The organism is Pseudomonas sp. G3-39 (assembly GCF_054790485.1).
Genome location: NZ_CP186497.1, coordinates 1,883,108 through 1,898,875, shown reverse-complemented (window position 1 = coordinate 1,898,875; position 15,768 = coordinate 1,883,108). Strand labels below are relative to the sequence as shown.

The following is a 15,768-nucleotide window of genomic DNA, read 5'->3' as shown; positions in this document are numbered from 1 at the left end:
GCTCCCACGTTGGAAATGCATTCCCCTGTGGGAGCGAGCCTGCTCGCGAATCGCCGCCCCCCCCCCCCCCGTCAAGGACTGTTGGCACAAATCTGGCTAAGTATTCCGCACAGGTAACCAACGGCGGTTGCCCCACCCACGACAAAGACGTCGCTCACCCCGCTCGCCCACATCGGCGAACCAGGTAGCGGCGTTTTTGCGTTTTGGCCCCACAGCCCGGGGCCGGTGGTGCGGCCGTGGCGGCGCGCCACCTGCTGTGACTCCTTTCGAGACTCTTTTCAGCTGAGGTGCGCGATGAATTCAAGCTTCTGGAAATCCGGCCACACCCCGACCCTGTTCGCAGCGTTCCTGTATTTCGACCTGAGCTTCATGGTCTGGTACCTGCTCGGTCCGTTGGCGGTGCAGATCGCCGCCGACCTGCACCTGACCACGCAACAACGTGGTCTGGTGGTGGCGACACCGATTCTCGCCGGCGCGGTGCTGCGCTTTGTGATGGGCATGCTGGCCGATCGTCTGTCGCCGAAAACCGCTGGCCTGATCGGTCAGGTGATCGTGATCTGCGCGCTGTTCGGCGCGTGGAAACTCGGCATCCACAGTTATGAACAGGCGCTGATTCTGGGACTGTTCCTCGGCATGGCCGGTGCTTCGTTTGCTGTGGCCCTGCCGCTGGCCTCGCAGTGGTATCCGCCGCAGCATCAGGGCAAGGCCATGGGTATCGCCGGCGCCGGTAACTCCGGCACCGTGTTTGCCGCACTGATTGCCCCGGTACTGGCTGCGGCGTTCGGCTGGAGCAACGTGTTCGGTTTCGCCCTGATTCCGTTGATCCTGACGCTGGTGCTGTTCGCCTGGCTGGCAAAAAACGCCCCGCAGCGGCCCAAGGCCAAAGCCATGGCCGACTACTTCAAAGCCCTCGGCGACCGCGACAGTTGGTGGTTCATGTTTTTCTACAGCGTCACCTTCGGCGGCTTCATCGGTCTGGCCAGCGCCCTGCCCGGCTACTTCAACGACCAATACGGCCTGAGCCCGGTGACCGCCGGTTACTACACCGCTGCCTGTGTGTTCGGTGGCAGCCTGATGCGTCCGCTCGGTGGTGCATTAGCTGACCGCTTCGGCGGCATCCGCACTTTGCTGGCGATGTACACCGTGGCGGCAATCTGCATCGCCGCTGTCGGTTTCAACCTGCCCAGTTCCTACGCCGCACTGGCGCTGTTCGTCTGCACCATGCTCGGTCTCGGTGCCGGCAACGGCGCGGTGTTCCAGTTGGTGCCGCAACGTTTTCGCCTGGAGATCGGCGTGATGACCGGGCTGATCGGCATGGCCGGCGGCATTGGTGGTTTTGCCCTGGCGGCCGGCATGGGCGCGATCAAGCAAAGCACCGGTAGCTATCAACTGGCGCTGTGGTTGTTCGCCAGCCTCGGCGTGTTGGCGTGGTTCGGTCTGCACGGGGTCAAACGTCGCTGGAGAACCACCTGGGGTTCGGCCGCAGTGACCGCTGCGCGGGTCTGAAGCCTCCATGCCCCTGCAACTGAGCTTTGCCCAGGCCAGCGCCACCGGCCCGCGCGCGGAAAATCAGGACGCCCTGCGCCTGGTGACGCCCGCCCCGGCGCTGGCCGCCAGCAAAGGCTATCTGGTCGCCATCGCCGACGGTGTCAGCCAATGCGCCGACGGCGGCTTAGCCGCACGCTCGACCCTGCAAGCACTGGCGCTGGACTACTACGCCACGCCACAGACCTGGAGCGTGGCCCAGGCGCTGGATCGCCTGCTGCTCGCGCAAAATCGCTGGTTACAGGCCAGTGGCGGCGGGCAACCGCTGCTGACCACGGTCAGCGCGCTGGTCCTGCGCGGTCGGCGTTTCACCCTGGCCCACGTCGGCGATTGCCGGGTCTATCGCTGGCAGGCTGACGGTTTGCAGCGGATCTCGCAGGATCATGTCTGGGAGCAGCCGGGCATGCAGCACGTGCTCAAACGCGCGCTGGGGCTGGATCAACATCTGGTGCTGGATTTTCTCGACGGTGAATTACGCGAGGGCGAATGTTTCGTGCTGCTCAGCGATGGCGTGTGGTCGACTCTGGGCGATACCGCGATTGCCGCGATTCTGCGCGATCAACCGGATCTCGACAGCGCCGCACACACGCTGGTCAATGCCGCGCATCTGGCCGGCAGCCAGGACAATGCCAGTGCGCTGCTGGTGCGGGTCGACGCGCTCGGCGAAGCGAACATCGGCGATGCACTGATTCACTTACAGCAATGGCCGCTGCCGCCAGCGCTGAAAACCGGGCAGATGTTCGAAGGCTGGCAGGTGCAGGGCGTTGTCGCTCAGAGCCAGCAATCGCTGTTGTATCGAGTGCTGGATGGCCAAGGTCGGGGCTGGTTGTTGAAAACCCTGCCGCCACGGCTGGCCGATGATCCTCATGCCGGGCAAGCCTTGCTGTCGGAAGAATGGTTCCTCAAGCGTGTCGCCGGTCGGCATTTTCCTGAAGTCCATGCCGGCACTCAGCGTCAGCATTTGTACTACGTGATGCGCGAATATTCCGGGATGACGTTGGCGCAGCTGTTTCAACACCACCCTGCATTGCCGCTGGCGCAGTGGCAGGACATTGCCGAGCGTTTGCTGCGGGCGGTGGGTCTGCTGCATCGGCGGCAGATTCTGCACCGCGACATCAAGCCGGAAAACCTGCATCTGGGTGACGATGGCGAGTTGCGCCTGCTGGATTTTGGTCTGGCGTACTGCCCCGGTCTGTCCGAAGACACCCCGTCAACGCTGCCGGGAACGCCCAGCTATATCGCCCCGGAAGCCTTTCGCGGCGAGCCACCGAGTGCGCAACAGGATCTGTACGCGGTGGGCGTGACCCTGTTTTTCCTGCTGACCGGGCATTTTCCCTATGGCGAGGTCGAAGCGTTCCAGCGGCCGCGATTTGGCCTGCCGGTGAGTGCTGGTCGCTACCGCCCGGACGTGCCGGAATGGATTGCGCAGAGCCTGGAGCGTGGCGTGGCGGCGGATCCGCAACAGCGCTTTGAAACGGCTGAGGAATGGTTGCTGGTGCTGGAAAAAGGCGAGCGGCGCAGTTTGAGTGTGCGACCCAGGCCTTTGCTGGAGCGTGAGCCGTTGACGGTCTGGCGGACGGTAGCATTGCTGGCTTTGCTGGGGAATCTGGTGCTGCTGGTGGTGTTGTTTCATCGTTGATACCGCGTCGCGCCCTTCGCGAGCAAGCCCGCTCCCACAGGGGATTTGTGAACGACTCGGTTCCACTGTGGGAGCGAGCCTGCTCGCGAAGAGGCCAGCCCAATCACAACAATTCTGTCTGCCTGAATGCCCCGCGAACGAGCAACCCGCGTCGATTCGGTGCAAAAAATCCCCGTCTATAACCGCTTCCGCCTAATAAACACGCCATTCTCCCACTTGGCACAACCACTGCATTACCCGTTTCACCATACATAAAGCCCAACCTTCAACGACGAAGGCTGCGCTTCCCGAGAGAACGGGACCAGGACAAAGGCGTCCTCGCTAGGCAACTAGCGGGACGCCTTTTTTTGTTTGCGCAACATTTGTCGAGCACGGCCTGACTGCCCGCAAGAGGCCAGCCACCGCTCCCCGGAGAACCTGATGAAAAAACTCAAACTGGTGATGATCGGCAATGGCATGGCCGGGGTTCGCACCCTGGAAGAACTGCTCAAGTTGAGCAACGAGCTGTACGACATCACGGTCTTCGGTGCCGAACCGCACACCAACTACAACCGCATCCTGCTGTCGCCGGTGCTGGCCGGTGAACAGACCTTCGAAGAGATCGTGCTCAACGACCTCGACTGGTACCTGGAAAACCACATCAAGTTGCTGCTCAACCGCAAGGTGGTGCAGATCGACCGAGTCAAACGCCGGGTGATCGCCGAGGACGGCACCGAGGCTGAATATGATCGCCTGCTGATTGCCACCGGCTCGACGCCGTTCATCCTGCCGATTCCGGGCAATGACTTGCAGGGTGTGATCGGTTACCGCGACATCGCCGACACCCAGGCGATGATCGACACCGCCAAAACCCACAAGCACGCGGTGGTCATCGGCGGCGGCCTGCTCGGCCTCGAAGCCGCCAACGGCCTGATGCTGCGCGGCATGCACGTCACCGTGGTGCACATCGGCGAATGGCTGCTGGAGCGACAGCTGGACAAGACCAGCGGCCAACTGCTGCAAACGGCGCTCGAAGCCCGTGGCCTGCATTTTCGCCTGTGCGAACAGACGCAGGCCCTGCACGATGCGGGCAATGGCCGGGTCGGCTCGGTGCAGTTCAAGAACGGCGAGATCATCCCTGCCGATCTGGTGGTGATGGCCGCTGGCATCCGCCCCAACACCGAACTGGCAGAACGCGCCGGCATCCCCTGCAATCGCGGGATTCTGGTCAACGACACCCTGCAGACCTACGATCCGCGCATCTATGCCATCGGCGAGTGCGCCAGTCATCGCGGCATCGCCTATGGCCTGGTGGCACCGCTGTTCGAACAGGCCAAAGTCTGCGCGAACCACCTCGCACAACTGGGTTTCGCCCGCTATCAGGGCTCGGTGACCTCGACCAAATTGAAAGTCACCGGCATCGACCTGTTTTCCGCCGGTGATTTCATGGGCGGCGAAGGCACCGAAACCATCACCCTCTCCGACCCGATCGGCGGCGTGTACAAAAAACTGGTGATCAAGGATGACGTGCTGGTCGGCGCCTGTCTGTACGGCGATACGGCAGATGGCGGTTGGTATTTCCGACAGATTCGTGAGAATCACGCCATCGGCGAGATCCGCGATCACCTGATGTTTGGTGAAAATTCTATCGGCGACGTAGGACATCAGGGCCAGGACAAAGCCATGAGCATGGCCGACACTGCCGAAGTCTGCGGCTGCAACGGCGTGTGCAAAGGCACCATCGTCAAGGCGATTCAGGAACACGGCCTGTTCAGCGTCGATGACGTGAAGAAGCACACCAAGGCTGCCAGTTCCTGCGGCTCCTGCGCCGGGCTGGTCGAGCAGATCCTGATCAACACCGTCGGCGGCGCGGCGGACGTCAAACCGAAAAGCGAAAAAGCCATCTGCGGTTGCAGCGACCTCAACCACGGGCACATCCGCCAGGCGATCCGCGAACACCATCTGCTGACCATCGCCGGCACCATGAGCTACCTCAACTGGCGCACCCCGAATGGCTGCGCCACCTGCCGGCCGGCGCTGAACTATTACCTGATTTCCACCTGGCCCGGCGAAGCCAGGGACGATCCGCAATCGCGCCTGATCAACGAACGCGCCCACGCCAACATTCAGAAGGACGGCACCTATTCGGTGGTGCCACGGATGTGGGGCGGCGTGACCAACCCCTCGGAATTGCGCCGGATTGCCGACGTGGCCGACAAGTACAACGTACCGATGGTCAAGGTCACCGGTGGTCAGCGCATCGACCTGCTGGGGATCAAGAAGCAGGACTTGCCGGGCGTCTGGAAAGACCTCGACATGCCCTCCGGCCACGCCTACGGCAAATCCATCCGCACCGTGAAAACCTGCGTCGGCAGCGAGTTCTGCCGCTTCGGCACGCAGAACTCAACGCAGTTGGGCATTGAGCTTGAGCACGACCTGTTCAACATGTGGTCGCCGCACAAAGTGAAACTCGCTGTCTCCGGATGCCCACGCAACTGCTCGGAAGCGGGGATCAAGGACGTAGGAATCATCGGTGTCGACTCCGGCTGGGAGATGTACATCGGCGGCAACGGCGGGATCAAGACCGAAGTCGCCGAGTTCTTCGTCAAGCTGAAAACCGCCGAGGAAGTTCGTGAATACAACGGCGCGTTCCTGCAGCTGTATCGCGAAGAAGCCTTTTACCTCGAACGCACAGTGCACTACCTGCAACGGGTCGGCATGGAGCACATCAAGCAGGCCGTGCTTGAAGATCCGGAGCGGCGCAAGGCCCTGAACGAGCGTCTGCAGTTCTCCCTGTCGTTCGAACAGGACCCGTGGAAAGAGCGTCTGGCGCAGCCGCAACTCAAGAAAGAATTCGAGGTGATCCCCGTGAAAAACCTGGAGGTGCCGGCATGAATTGGCTCGATATCTGTGCCCTGGAAGAGATCAATGCCCTCGGTTCGCGGATCATTGCAGGGCCGAAAGGCGACATCGCGATTTTTCGTACAAGCGACGACGAAGTTTTCGCCCTCGACGATCGCTGCCCGCACAAGGGCGGGCCGTTGTCACAGGGTTTGATCTACGGCAAACGTGTGGCCTGCCCGCTGCACAACTGGCAGATCGACCTGCAAACCGGCGAGGCTCAGGCCCCGGACATCGGCTGCGCGCACCATCATCCGGCCCGGGTCGAAAACGGCCGCGTGCAGCTGGCACTGCGGGATGCGGTCTGATGAACCGCCAGACGACCGCCTCGACCTGCTGTTATTGCGGCGTCGGCTGCGGCGTGCTGATCGAGCATGACGGCGAGCGCATTCTCGGTGTCAGCGGCGATCCGGCGCATCCGGCCAACTTCGGCAAATTGTGCAGCAAAGGCTCGACCCTGCACCTGACCGGCGACCTGGCCGCCCGGGCGCTGTATCCGGAACTGCGTCTGGGCAAAGGCCTGGCACGCAGCCGTTGCGACTGGGATACGGCGCTGGATCACGCGACCCAGGTCTTTGCCGAGACCATCGCCGAACACGGCCCGGACAGCGTGGCGTTTTACATCTCCGGCCAGTTGCTGACCGAGGACTACTACGCCTTCAACAAATTGGCGCGAGCACTGGTCGGGACCAACAACATCGACAGCAATTCCCGACTGTGCATGTCGTCAGCGGTGGTCGGTTACAAGCGCAGCCTCGGCGCCGATGCGCCGCCGTGCAGCTATGAAGATCTGGAGCTCAGCGATTGCGTGATGATCGCCGGCAGTAACATGGCCTACGCCCACCCGGTTCTTTTCCGACGCCTTGAACAGGCAAAATCGCGCCGACCGCAGATGAAGGTCATCGTCATCGATCCCCGACGCACCGACACCTGTGAGTTGGCGGACCTGCATCTGGCGATTTTGCCCGGCACCGATGTCGCTCTGTTCCATGGGATTTTGCATCTGCTGCTGTGGGAAGACTGGATCGACCGCGACTTCATCAAGGCGCACACCGACGGTTTGCCTGAACTGAAAAATCGGGTGCGCGATTACACCCCGCAAATGGTCGCGCAACTGTGCGGGATCAGTGTCGAGCAATTGCAGCAGTGCGCGGAATGGGTGGGCACGGCGCCAAGTTTCCTGTCGCTTTGGTGCATGGGCCTGAATCAGTCCACCGCTGGCAGCGCGAAAAACAGCGCGCTGATCAATCTGCACCTGGCCACCGGGCAAATCGGCCGTCCAGGCGCGGGACCTTTCTCACTGACCGGTCAGCCGAATGCCATGGGTGGGCGGGAAACCGGCAGCCTGTCCAATTTGCTGCCCGGTCACCGGGAGGCAGCCAACCCCGAGCACCGCGCCGAAGTGGCAGCCTATTGGGGCGTCGATCAACTGCCTGAAAGCAGCGGCCTGAGCGCCATCGAGCTGTTCGAACGGATGCGCAGCGGCCAGATCAAGGCACTGTGGATTGCCTGCACCAACCCCGCGCAGTCCATGCCCGATCAACACGCGGTTCGCGAAGCACTGCAAGCTTGCCCGTTCGTGGTGTTGCAGGAAGCCTTCCGCACCACCGAAACCGCCGCCTTCGCCGACCTGTTGTTGCCTGCTGCCAGTTGGGGCGAGAAGGAAGGCTCAGTGACCAACTCCGAACGGCGCATTTCCCACGTGCGCCAGGCCATTCTCCCACCGGGCGAAGCGCGGCCGGACTGGGCGATCACCGTGGATTTCGCACAACGGCTGGAGCAACGTCTGCGCCCGCATCGCCCGAGCCTGTTTGCTTTCGAGCATCCGGCGCAGTTGTTCGACGAATACAAACAACTGACCCGTGGACGCGATCTGGACCTGTCGGGCATCAGCCACCAATTGATCGATGAACTGGGACCGCAGCAGTGGCCCTTCCCCACCGGCGCCCGACAAGGCACCGCGCGTTTGTATGGCGACGGGATTTTTCCCACGGCCAACGGTCGTGCGCAATTCGTTGCCGATCCTTATCGCGCGGCCAAAGAACAACGCGATGCACGGTTTCCGCTGACCCTGATCACCGGCCGTCTGCGCGATCAATGGCACGGCATGAGCCGCACCGGCACCGCAGCGCAATTGTTCGGGCATGTCAGCGAAGCGCTGTTGAGCCTGCATCCGGACGAAATGCGCCGTCATCGTTTGCAGCCGGGAGATCTGGTCAATCTGAAGAGTCGACGCGGTGCGGTGATTGTGGCTGTCGGCAGCGACGACGGCGTGCGTCCGGGTCAGGCTTTTTTGCCGATGCACTGGGGCGAGCGCTTTCTCAAGGGCGGGGTTAACAGGCTGACCTTGCCGGCTTTCGATCCTTTGTCAAAGCAGCCCGAACTCAAGCACAGCGGCGTGCGTCTGGAACCGGTGAATCTGCCATGGCACTTGTTTGCACTCATCGAGGGCGATGTTCAACGGCATTTCGAGACACTACGACCCCTGTGTGAGGCGTTTTCCTACGTCAGCCTCAGCCTTGCCGGACGTGAACGGCCCGCGCTGCTGATACGCGCTGCCAACGCCACGGCGCCGGAGCCGCAACTGCTGCGCGATATCGATCAGTGTCTGGCGCTGCTCGACGGGCCGGTACTGGCCTACGACGACGCGCGTCGTGCCATCGGCAAACGGGTACGCATCGAAAACGGCCGCATCACCGCGATCCGCCTGGCCGGCGAAACCCTGGCCCGGCATTGGCTGCAGGGGCTATGGCTGGAGGGCCGCGCCGATGAACAACTGCGACGCTGGCTGCTGGCGCCGATGAGTGCGCCGCCGGGCAGTGCCGGTTTGCAGGCCAATCCGGGGAAAACCCTATGCAACTGCCAAAACGTCAGCCACCGCGCGGTGTGTGCCGGGATTCGCCAGGGTCTCGATCTGCAAGGCCTCAAACAACAACTGGGATGCGGCACGCAATGCGGTTCGTGCGTCCCGGAAATCAAACGATTGCTGGCGGCCGATCTGCAGCCGGTATCCAGCTGATAAGGAAAACACCATGAATGCAAAAGTCTGGCTGGTGGGTGCAGGACCCGGTGATCCCGAACTGCTGACGCTCAAAGCGGTGCGCGCATTGCGTGAAGCGCAGGTGGTATTGATTGACGATCTGGTCAATGCCGCGGTGCTGGAGCATTGCCCCACCGCGCGAATCATTGCTGTGGGCAAACGCGGCGGCTGTCGCTCGACACCGCAGGCGTTCATCCATCGGCTGATGTTGCGTTATGCGCGCCAAGGCAACTGCGTGGTGCGGCTCAAGGGCGGTGACCCGTGCATTTTCGGTCGTGGCGGCGAAGAGGCGCAGTGGTTACGCGAACGTGGGATTGAGGTCGAGTTGGTCAACGGTATTACCGCCGGACTCGCCGGCGCGACGCAATGCGATATTCCGCTGACGTTGCGCGGTGTGGCGCGCGGGGTGACGCTGGTGACCGCGCACACCCAGGACGACAGTCAATTGAACTGGCAGGCGTTGGCGCAGGGCGGGACGACGCTGGTGATTTATATGGGAGTGGCGAAACTGGGCGAAATTCGCGAACAGCTATTGGCCGGCGGGATGGCGGCGGATATGCCGGTGGCGATGATCGAGAATGCCTCTCTGCCAGAACAGCGTGAGTGCCGCACTGATCTGATGAGCATGAGTGACGATGCCTGTCGGTTTGAGCTCAAGAGCCCGGCCATACTCGTCATCGGCGCAGTGGCTGCCATTGCAGAGCAAAGGATCGCAGTCTCCGGCAGCTCCCCCATGGGAACTGTGTACGCCCTGTAAAGCCAAATCGCAGGCAAAGAAAAGCCCGGCCTGAGCCGGGCTTTTCTCGTAGCGGCAGCTAATTACTTAGCTTGAGCTTCAACCTGCGCTTCTACGCGACGGTTAACAGCACGGCCAGCTTCAGTTTTGTTGTCAGCAACTGGGCGGGATTCGCCGTAGCCGATCGACTGAACGCGGGACGACTCAACACCGTACTGCTGGGTCAGAACCTGCTTAACGGCGTTTGCACGACGCTCGGACAGTTTCTGGTTGTAAGCGTCAGGACCGACGGAGTCAGTGTGACCTTCAACAGTGGTGTGAGTGGCTGGGTACTGCTTCATGAAGTCAGCCAGGTTCTTGATGTCAGCGTAGCTGTTTGGCTTGACGACCGACTTGTCGAAGTCGAACTTCACGTCCAGCTCTACACGAACAACTTCAGCAACTGCTGGGCAGCCATCAGCGTCAACAGTTACGTTGGCTGGGGTGTCCGGGCACTTGTCAACGTTGTCGCAAACGCCATCGTTGTCGCTGTCGGAGCAGACTTCAGCCGGAGCTGGAACTGGAGCAGCAGCTGGCTTGCCGCCGCCACCGAAGTTCACACCCAGACCAACCGATGGAGCGTAGTCCCAACGGCCGTTGTCCAGCTTGTAGTCAGCTTCTACGCCAGCACGGGCGAAGAAGTTTTCAGCGAAGTAGTACTTAACGCCAGCGCCAGCAGTCAGGAAAGTCGACTGGTCGCGACCGGTGTGGCCGTCAGCAGCTACGTTGGTCAGGTTGCCGTGCTTGACACCACCTTCAACGTAAGGACGCAGAGCGTCGCCAGCGTTGTTGAAGTGGTACTGAGCGGTCAGACCGAAGTTGTCACCGCGCAGTTTCTGGCTACCGGTACCGTCGTTCGAACGGGTGTGGTTGTTACGATCCCAGCCGAAGTTGATCGAGACGTCGTCGGTCAGGAAGTAACCGATTTTGGCGCCTGGGTTGAAGCCGTCTTCGACATGATCAATGCTGTCGTTGTACTGCTTCTTGTAGTTGATCTCGCCTTCAACTGCGCCTTGGCCTTGTGCCAGTGCGCCGAACGAAGTAGCGGCAATAAGAGAACCAATGGCCAAGCCCAAGGTGTTTTTCAGTTTCATCCGTTAAATCCCCATCTGGTGATTGTGAAGCAGTCCCGCAAACCGGGGGACAACTCGGCGGCAAGTCTATCAGAACTTGCCTACACGTAAGAGATATTTGCGCTGAACTAAGTTTCAGCAATGCCTGCAAATTTCTCACGCAATTTGTCTAGAGCACGTTTGTACCGCATTTTTGTCGCACTCAAACCCATGTGCATGATGTCTGCGATCTCCTGAAACTCCAGCTCTGCGACAAATCGTAGCACCAGAATTTCACGGTCAATCGGGTTCACATACACCAGCCAGCGATCGAGTCCGCCCTTCTCCTCGGGTTTCGGCGCCTTTTCTTCCGACGCTTCTTCCAGCGGGTCCAGACTCAAGGCGTCCATCAAGCGACGCTTTCGCCGTTCCTTCCGATACTGCGTGATGCATTCGTTATACGTGATGCTGTAGAGCCAGGTTTTGAACTTCGATTTCCCCTCGAAGTTCTTCAGGCCGTACAACACCTTAAGCATCACTTCCTGACAGACATCGTCTGCGTCGCGATCGTTCCCAAGATATCTCGCACAAACGTTAAATAATGTTCGCTGGTAACGCCGCATCAGCTCTTCATAGGCGCGCGTCACGTGAAACAGCTCGGTATGCGAGCGCGCGACCAACTCCTCATCAGAGAGCTCACGGGGGTCATAGCGCGTGGATAGCGTTTGGGCTTTATTCAAAACAAGTCGTGCCGACAGTCAGGTCAATGTCCGCCGCACCCCTCTCAGGGCATTTTGCGGCGGCATACATTAGCAGGGTTTGCCGGGTTAGCGGCTACTCACATGCTGTTCCAGCAGGATCCGATTGGAGAGTGAGACTAGCTCACCCTCATCGGTCAGCAATGTGGTTTTAACCGTGCCGATCTCTTCGATCTGGCCTTCGACCTCGCCAACACGCACTTGTTGCCCAACCTGATACAACTCACGCACATAGATTCCCGCAAGAATCTGACCGGCAATTTCCCGGCTTCCCAAACCCATGGCCAGCGCAACGGCCAGACCAACGGTAATCAATACGATGACAATCACATGGTTCAGCAGGTCAGTCTTGACCTCGAGCTGGCTGATCGCGACCGAGATACTGATGATGATCACCAGCCCCTGGGCGATTCGGCCCAAACCCGAAGCGTAGTCCAGCCCTACGCCTTCTGCCGCTCCGCGCACCAGGCCGTTGGCCAATTGCGCGAGCAAAACACCCACCAGCAACACCAGCGCGGCGCCGAAAACCTTCGGCAAATACAACGCCAGCATGTCCAGCGTAGCTGAAACTCGCTCAAGTCCAAGGGACTCTGCTGCGGAAACCAGAAAAATCAGCAGAACGAACCAGTAAACAATCTTCCCGATCAAGGTTGAGATCGGCACTTGCAGGCCGGCCCGCGACATCAACTTGGTCAGACCGGTGCCGCCCATCAGGCGATCAAGGCCCAGTTTGGCGAGCAATTTGGACAGCAAGGTATCAAGCAGCTTGGCCACCACGAAACCCAACAGCAGCACCACCAGTGCGCCGAACAGGTTCGGGATGAAGTTGGCGACTTTGGTCCACAACGCAGTCATTGCAGTGACGAGGCTCTGAGTCCAGAGATCAAGTTCCATATTCAATCAGCCTTATCAGCAGTGCGTGCAGTAGTTTTACGAAGACGGGAAACCGGCGAGACGTGGGCCGATCCGTTATTCAGGGCGATCATCAGCGCGGGCAGCCAGCGGCCCAGCAGGCTGAACAGATCACCGGCGCCCACCTGGCGGTTGGCGGTTTTGAGTACGCGACCCAGGCATGCGTCGTCGTCACGGCTGGACGGCGAGGCGTTGAGCATGTCGCGCAAAGACTGTTCAAACGGATCGTGCATACGCACCTCTCGTGATGTCTGTGAAAGACGCGGGCAAATTTGGTCGGGTCACATGTTGCATCTTCACACCCAGCGCAAACGGCGGAATAACCACCATTGACCGAAGGCCATCGCCAGCACCGTCAGACAGGCAATCAGGAAACCATAAGGGCTGCTCGAGAACGGAATGCCGCCCACATTGATGCCCAGCAGGCCGGTGAGAAAACTCATCGGCAAAAAGATGCAGGTGATGATGCCGAAGCGGTACATCGTGCGATTCATGCGCACGTTCAAACGCCGGTCTTCGGCCTCCAGCACAAGCCCCATGCGCTCTCGGGTCAATTCCAGCTCTTCGAGATAGCGCGTCAGGCTGTTGTTCAATTCGTTCCAGTAGTCAGCGTCATCGTCGACAAACCACGGCAGTTTTATCCGGGTCAGTTGTCCGAAAATATCCCGCTGCGGTGCCAGGAAACGCTTCAGTCCAGCTGCCCTGCGCCGAATGTGCAAAATCGAGCCATGCTCGGGGGTATACCGTTCGTCGGCATCCAGTTTTTCTTCCTCTTCATCGACCAGTTCCGACAGGCAGGTGACCAGATCCTGCACCTTGTTGGTGAGGAATTGCGCCAGATACAGGATCAGTTCAGATGAGGTTTTCGGGCCTTCGCCTTCGCTTAGCAGCGCCAGCAGCTCATCGGTGGCACGCAGCGGACGCAAACGCAGCGAGATGACCCGTTGCGCCGACGCGAAAATCCGCACCGAGACCATGTCTTCCGGCTCGGCGCCGGGGTTGAGGTTGACCCCGCGCAGAAACAGCAGAAGTTCGGCATCCGGCAACGGCAACAGGCGTGGCCGGGTGTTCTCTTCCAGCAGCAGGTCGCAGGCAAATTCATTCAGGCCGCTGGATTTGCGCAGCCAGGTCTGGGTTTGCGGATGGCTGCGATCCCAATGCAGCCACAGGCTCTCATGGGCCTGCAGTTGCAGATCGTCGAGCTCAGTCCGGGCAATCGAACGCGCACCGCCTTTACCGTCCAGCACCAGGGCATGCACCAGCCCCCACTGCGCGTTTTCTTCCTCGAACATCCGCATCCCTTTGTCGAAAAACTTATTCAGGCATCTGCAGCGGACTTGGCGAAACGATCACGCCGTTGTTGTCCGCATAGATGTAGTGGCCCGGATGGAACGTCACGCCGGCGAAAGTCACCGCTACGTTGAGATCGCCGATACCGCGCTTTTCGGTTTTCATCGGATGGCTGGCCAACGCCTGAACGCCGAGATCGGTCTGGGCAATAACGTCGACGTCACGGATACAACCGTAGATGACCATCCCTTCCCAGCCGTTTTTCGCGGCTTTCTCGGCGATCATGTCGCCCAGCAGCGCGCGCCGCAGCGAACCGCCGCCATCGACCACCAGCACCTTGCCGTTACCCTTGAGTTCGGCTTGCTCCTTGACCAGCGAGTTATCTTCGAAACATTTGATGGTCACGATTTCGCCGCCGAAGGAATCACGGCCGCCGAAATTGCTGAACATCGGTTCCAGCACCTGCACCAGCTCCGGATAGGCGTCGCACAGGTCAGGCGTGAGGTAATGGTTCATCGAAAAACTCCTGTAAAAAGGAAGACGATCAAGGATGTCGCACTCTTTTGAAACGAGTCCCGGCGGTCGCTGTTTACCTTAGTTCATGCAATGGTCGCTGAACGAACCTGAACAAACGCTGAAACGTAATAGCTAAACACCCACCAAATATGACCAGAACCGCACAATGCGTCATATCTTAGCCGCAAGCCGACCTGAACGAAATGCCCTTTTCAGAGCCTCGGACTCAGACCGCAGCGGCAAGATCCTGCTTGTCGCCGAGCAACGGCGTCTGCTGATCGTTCAACCAGCGTGCCACCAGCGGCCAGACCTCGGCCTGCGCCGCCTTGCTCACCAACATCTCGACATGCCCGAAGTTGTCGCTGAAGCCCTGCTCGCGCCCCAGATTGACGAACTGTTTGTGCTCGGAGCCGATCTGCTCGAACAGTTTGCGACAGGCCCATGCCGGATCCTGATGATCGCCCGCCGCGGTCACTGCCAGCACCGGCACCTGAACCTCGGCCAGGCCGGCCCACCAGTCCTTGTCCTTGTCGCCAAAACGCCCGAACAAGCCGTACCAGCGCATGCTTTCCAGCGCCAGCCCGATCGGCTCGTCTTCCGGGCCGCGCTTGAGGCGTGCGCCGGACAACTGCGCGAAACGCTTGAGAATGAAGCGCCCGCTCCACTCCACTGGTGGAATTTTCAGCGGCCAGTACGTGCGGCTGACCTGCGTGCCGAAAAACGCCGCCGAGGCCACGGCCGGCTCGCCGAGGTATTCGCCACCCAGCGCCGCCGCCAGCGTGATGCCGCCCAGCGAATGGCCGATCCAGTGCGGCACCTGCCCGCTCTGCTCGCGGACGAACGCGGCAATCGCCGGCAGATCGTAACGGGCGTAGTCGGCCACGCGGTTGCGCCGGTAGTCCTCGTTGCGCTGCGACAGGCCGTGACCGCGCATCTCCGGGATCCACACGTCGAAGCCCAGGCGCGTCAGGTACGCGCCCAGCCCCAGGCCTTTGGGGGAAAACCAGAAACGCCGGTTGGAAAAGCTGCCGTGCAGCAAAATCACCGGCACGCCGCGTGGTGTCGTATCGTCGGCCATGCCCAAACGGGTAACGGCGATTTCCACGGACCAGTCGGGACTGTTGCCGGGTTTGAGTCGATACACGTCTTCGCTCAGATCACCGCGACGTTCGGCGCTGATCAGGGCGACAGGAAACAGGTTGCTGCTGCTTTGCATAATGCTCTTGCACAAAAAAGGGCGGCATCTACAGGAGCCCGCCCTACTCAAATCTCAAAGCCCCCGACCTTTGTGGGAGCGGGCTTGCTCGCGAAAGCGGTGTATCAGCCAACATTTGTGGCGGATCTTATTCCGTCTTCGCGAG

The 15,768-nt window shown here is 60.5% G+C and carries 13 protein-coding genes; 6 read left to right on the top strand and 7 right to left on the bottom strand.

Features of this window, described 5'->3' with window-relative positions:
• The first annotated feature begins 294 nt into the window (after positions 1-294).
• From ACOYXG_RS08625 to cobA, 6 genes are all read left to right on the top strand, one after another.
• Positions 295-1,506 carry a nitrate/nitrite transporter gene (locus tag ACOYXG_RS08625; RefSeq protein ID WP_027613284.1) on the top strand — a complete coding sequence of 404 codons (1,212 nt, stop codon included), beginning with the start codon at positions 295-297 and terminating at the stop codon, positions 1,504-1,506.
• A gap of 7 nt (positions 1,507-1,513) precedes the next feature.
• Entirely contained in the window at positions 1,514-3,184 is a 1,671-nt protein-coding gene (locus tag ACOYXG_RS08620) for a protein kinase domain-containing protein (RefSeq protein WP_460357026.1), read from the top strand.
• A 420-nt stretch (positions 3,185-3,604) separates the two neighbouring features.
• Positions 3,605-6,058 (top strand): nitrite reductase large subunit NirB, encoded by a 2,454-nt coding sequence (nirB, locus tag ACOYXG_RS08615; RefSeq protein WP_096797090.1) that lies wholly within the window; start codon positions 3,605-3,607, stop codon positions 6,056-6,058.
• Positions 6,055-6,372 (top strand): nitrite reductase small subunit NirD, encoded by a 318-nt coding sequence (gene nirD, locus ACOYXG_RS08610; protein ID WP_027613287.1) that lies wholly within the window; start codon positions 6,055-6,057, stop codon positions 6,370-6,372. Before nirB ends, nirD begins: the two co-directional genes overlap by 4 nt.
• A complete protein-coding gene (locus tag ACOYXG_RS08605; RefSeq protein WP_460357021.1) occupies positions 6,372-9,083 on the top strand; it encodes a nitrate reductase in 2,712 nt (903 codons plus the stop codon). Before nirD ends, ACOYXG_RS08605 begins: the two co-directional genes overlap by 1 nt.
• 13 nt (positions 9,084-9,096) lie before the next feature.
• Positions 9,097-9,861, top strand: a complete 765-nt coding sequence (gene cobA, locus ACOYXG_RS08600; RefSeq protein WP_115990332.1) for a uroporphyrinogen-III C-methyltransferase — start codon at positions 9,097-9,099, stop codon at positions 9,859-9,861.
• Between the two features lie 62 nt (positions 9,862-9,923).
• Here cobA and ACOYXG_RS08595 read toward each other — a convergent pair whose 3' ends face one another.
• The 7 genes from ACOYXG_RS08595 to ACOYXG_RS08565 all read right to left on the bottom strand — a co-directional run bounded on the left by ACOYXG_RS08595 (position 9,924) and on the right by ACOYXG_RS08565 (position 15,623).
• Positions 9,924-10,973: an OmpA family protein gene (locus ACOYXG_RS08595; protein WP_027613290.1), complete on the bottom strand. Its 1,050-nt coding sequence runs from the start codon at positions 10,971-10,973 to the stop codon at positions 9,924-9,926.
• 107 nt (positions 10,974-11,080) lie between these two features.
• Positions 11,081-11,671, bottom strand: coding sequence for an RNA polymerase sigma factor SigX (gene sigX, locus ACOYXG_RS08590; RefSeq protein ID WP_011333251.1), 591 nt, complete (start codon positions 11,669-11,671; stop codon positions 11,081-11,083).
• An 87-nt stretch (positions 11,672-11,758) separates the two neighbouring features.
• On the bottom strand, positions 11,759-12,583 hold the full coding sequence (locus ACOYXG_RS08585; RefSeq protein WP_007916401.1) for a mechanosensitive ion channel family protein: 825 nt from the start codon (positions 12,581-12,583) through the stop codon (positions 11,759-11,761).
• Between the two features lie 2 nt (positions 12,584-12,585).
• Positions 12,586-12,834, bottom strand: a complete 249-nt coding sequence (locus tag ACOYXG_RS08580) for a hypothetical protein (RefSeq protein ID WP_003223293.1) — start codon at positions 12,832-12,834, stop codon at positions 12,586-12,588.
• A gap of 63 nt (positions 12,835-12,897) precedes the next feature.
• A complete protein-coding gene (locus ACOYXG_RS08575; protein WP_103369344.1) occupies positions 12,898-13,893 on the bottom strand; it encodes a zinc transporter ZntB in 996 nt (331 codons plus the stop codon).
• 22 nt (positions 13,894-13,915) lie between these two features.
• Entirely contained in the window at positions 13,916-14,407 is a 492-nt protein-coding gene (gene rraA, locus ACOYXG_RS08570) for a ribonuclease E activity regulator RraA (RefSeq protein ID WP_041067666.1), read from the bottom strand.
• A 226-nt stretch (positions 14,408-14,633) separates the two neighbouring features.
• The gene (locus tag ACOYXG_RS08565) at positions 14,634-15,623 is read right to left on the bottom strand and encodes an alpha/beta fold hydrolase (RefSeq protein ID WP_460357015.1); all 990 of its coding nucleotides are present in this window, start codon (positions 15,621-15,623) and stop codon (positions 14,634-14,636) included.
• Positions 15,624-15,768: the final 145 nt, after the last annotated feature.

Bases quoted from the DNA above. Each gene is read 5' to 3' on its own strand.
- ACOYXG_RS08625 (WP_027613284.1), top strand. From the start codon at position 295: ATGAATTCAAGCTTCTGGAAATCCGGCCACACCCCGACCCTGTTCGCA.
- ACOYXG_RS08620 (WP_460357026.1), top strand. From the start codon at position 1,514: ATGCCCCTGCAACTGAGCTTTGCCCAGGCCAGCGCCACCGGCCCGCGC.
- nirB (WP_096797090.1), top strand. From the start codon at position 3,605: ATGAAAAAACTCAAACTGGTGATGATCGGCAATGGCATGGCCGGGGTT.
- nirD (WP_027613287.1), top strand. From the start codon at position 6,055: ATGAATTGGCTCGATATCTGTGCCCTGGAAGAGATCAATGCCCTCGGT.
- ACOYXG_RS08605 (WP_460357021.1), top strand. From the start codon at position 6,372: ATGAACCGCCAGACGACCGCCTCGACCTGCTGTTATTGCGGCGTCGGC.
- cobA (WP_115990332.1), top strand. From the start codon at position 9,097: ATGAATGCAAAAGTCTGGCTGGTGGGTGCAGGACCCGGTGATCCCGAA.
- ACOYXG_RS08595 (WP_027613290.1), bottom strand. From the start codon at position 10,973: ATGAAACTGAAAAACACCTTGGGCTTGGCCATTGGTTCTCTTATTGCC.
- ACOYXG_RS08585 (WP_007916401.1), bottom strand. From the start codon at position 12,583: ATGGAACTTGATCTCTGGACTCAGAGCCTCGTCACTGCAATGACTGCG.
- ACOYXG_RS08580 (WP_003223293.1), bottom strand. From the start codon at position 12,834: ATGCACGATCCGTTTGAACAGTCTTTGCGCGACATGCTCAACGCCTCG.
- ACOYXG_RS08575 (WP_103369344.1), bottom strand. From the start codon at position 13,893: ATGTTCGAGGAAGAAAACGCGCAGTGGGGGCTGGTGCATGCCCTGGTG.
- rraA (WP_041067666.1), bottom strand. From the start codon at position 14,407: ATGAACCATTACCTCACGCCTGACCTGTGCGACGCCTATCCGGAGCTG.
- ACOYXG_RS08565 (WP_460357015.1), bottom strand. From the start codon at position 15,623: ATGCAAAGCAGCAGCAACCTGTTTCCTGTCGCCCTGATCAGCGCCGAA.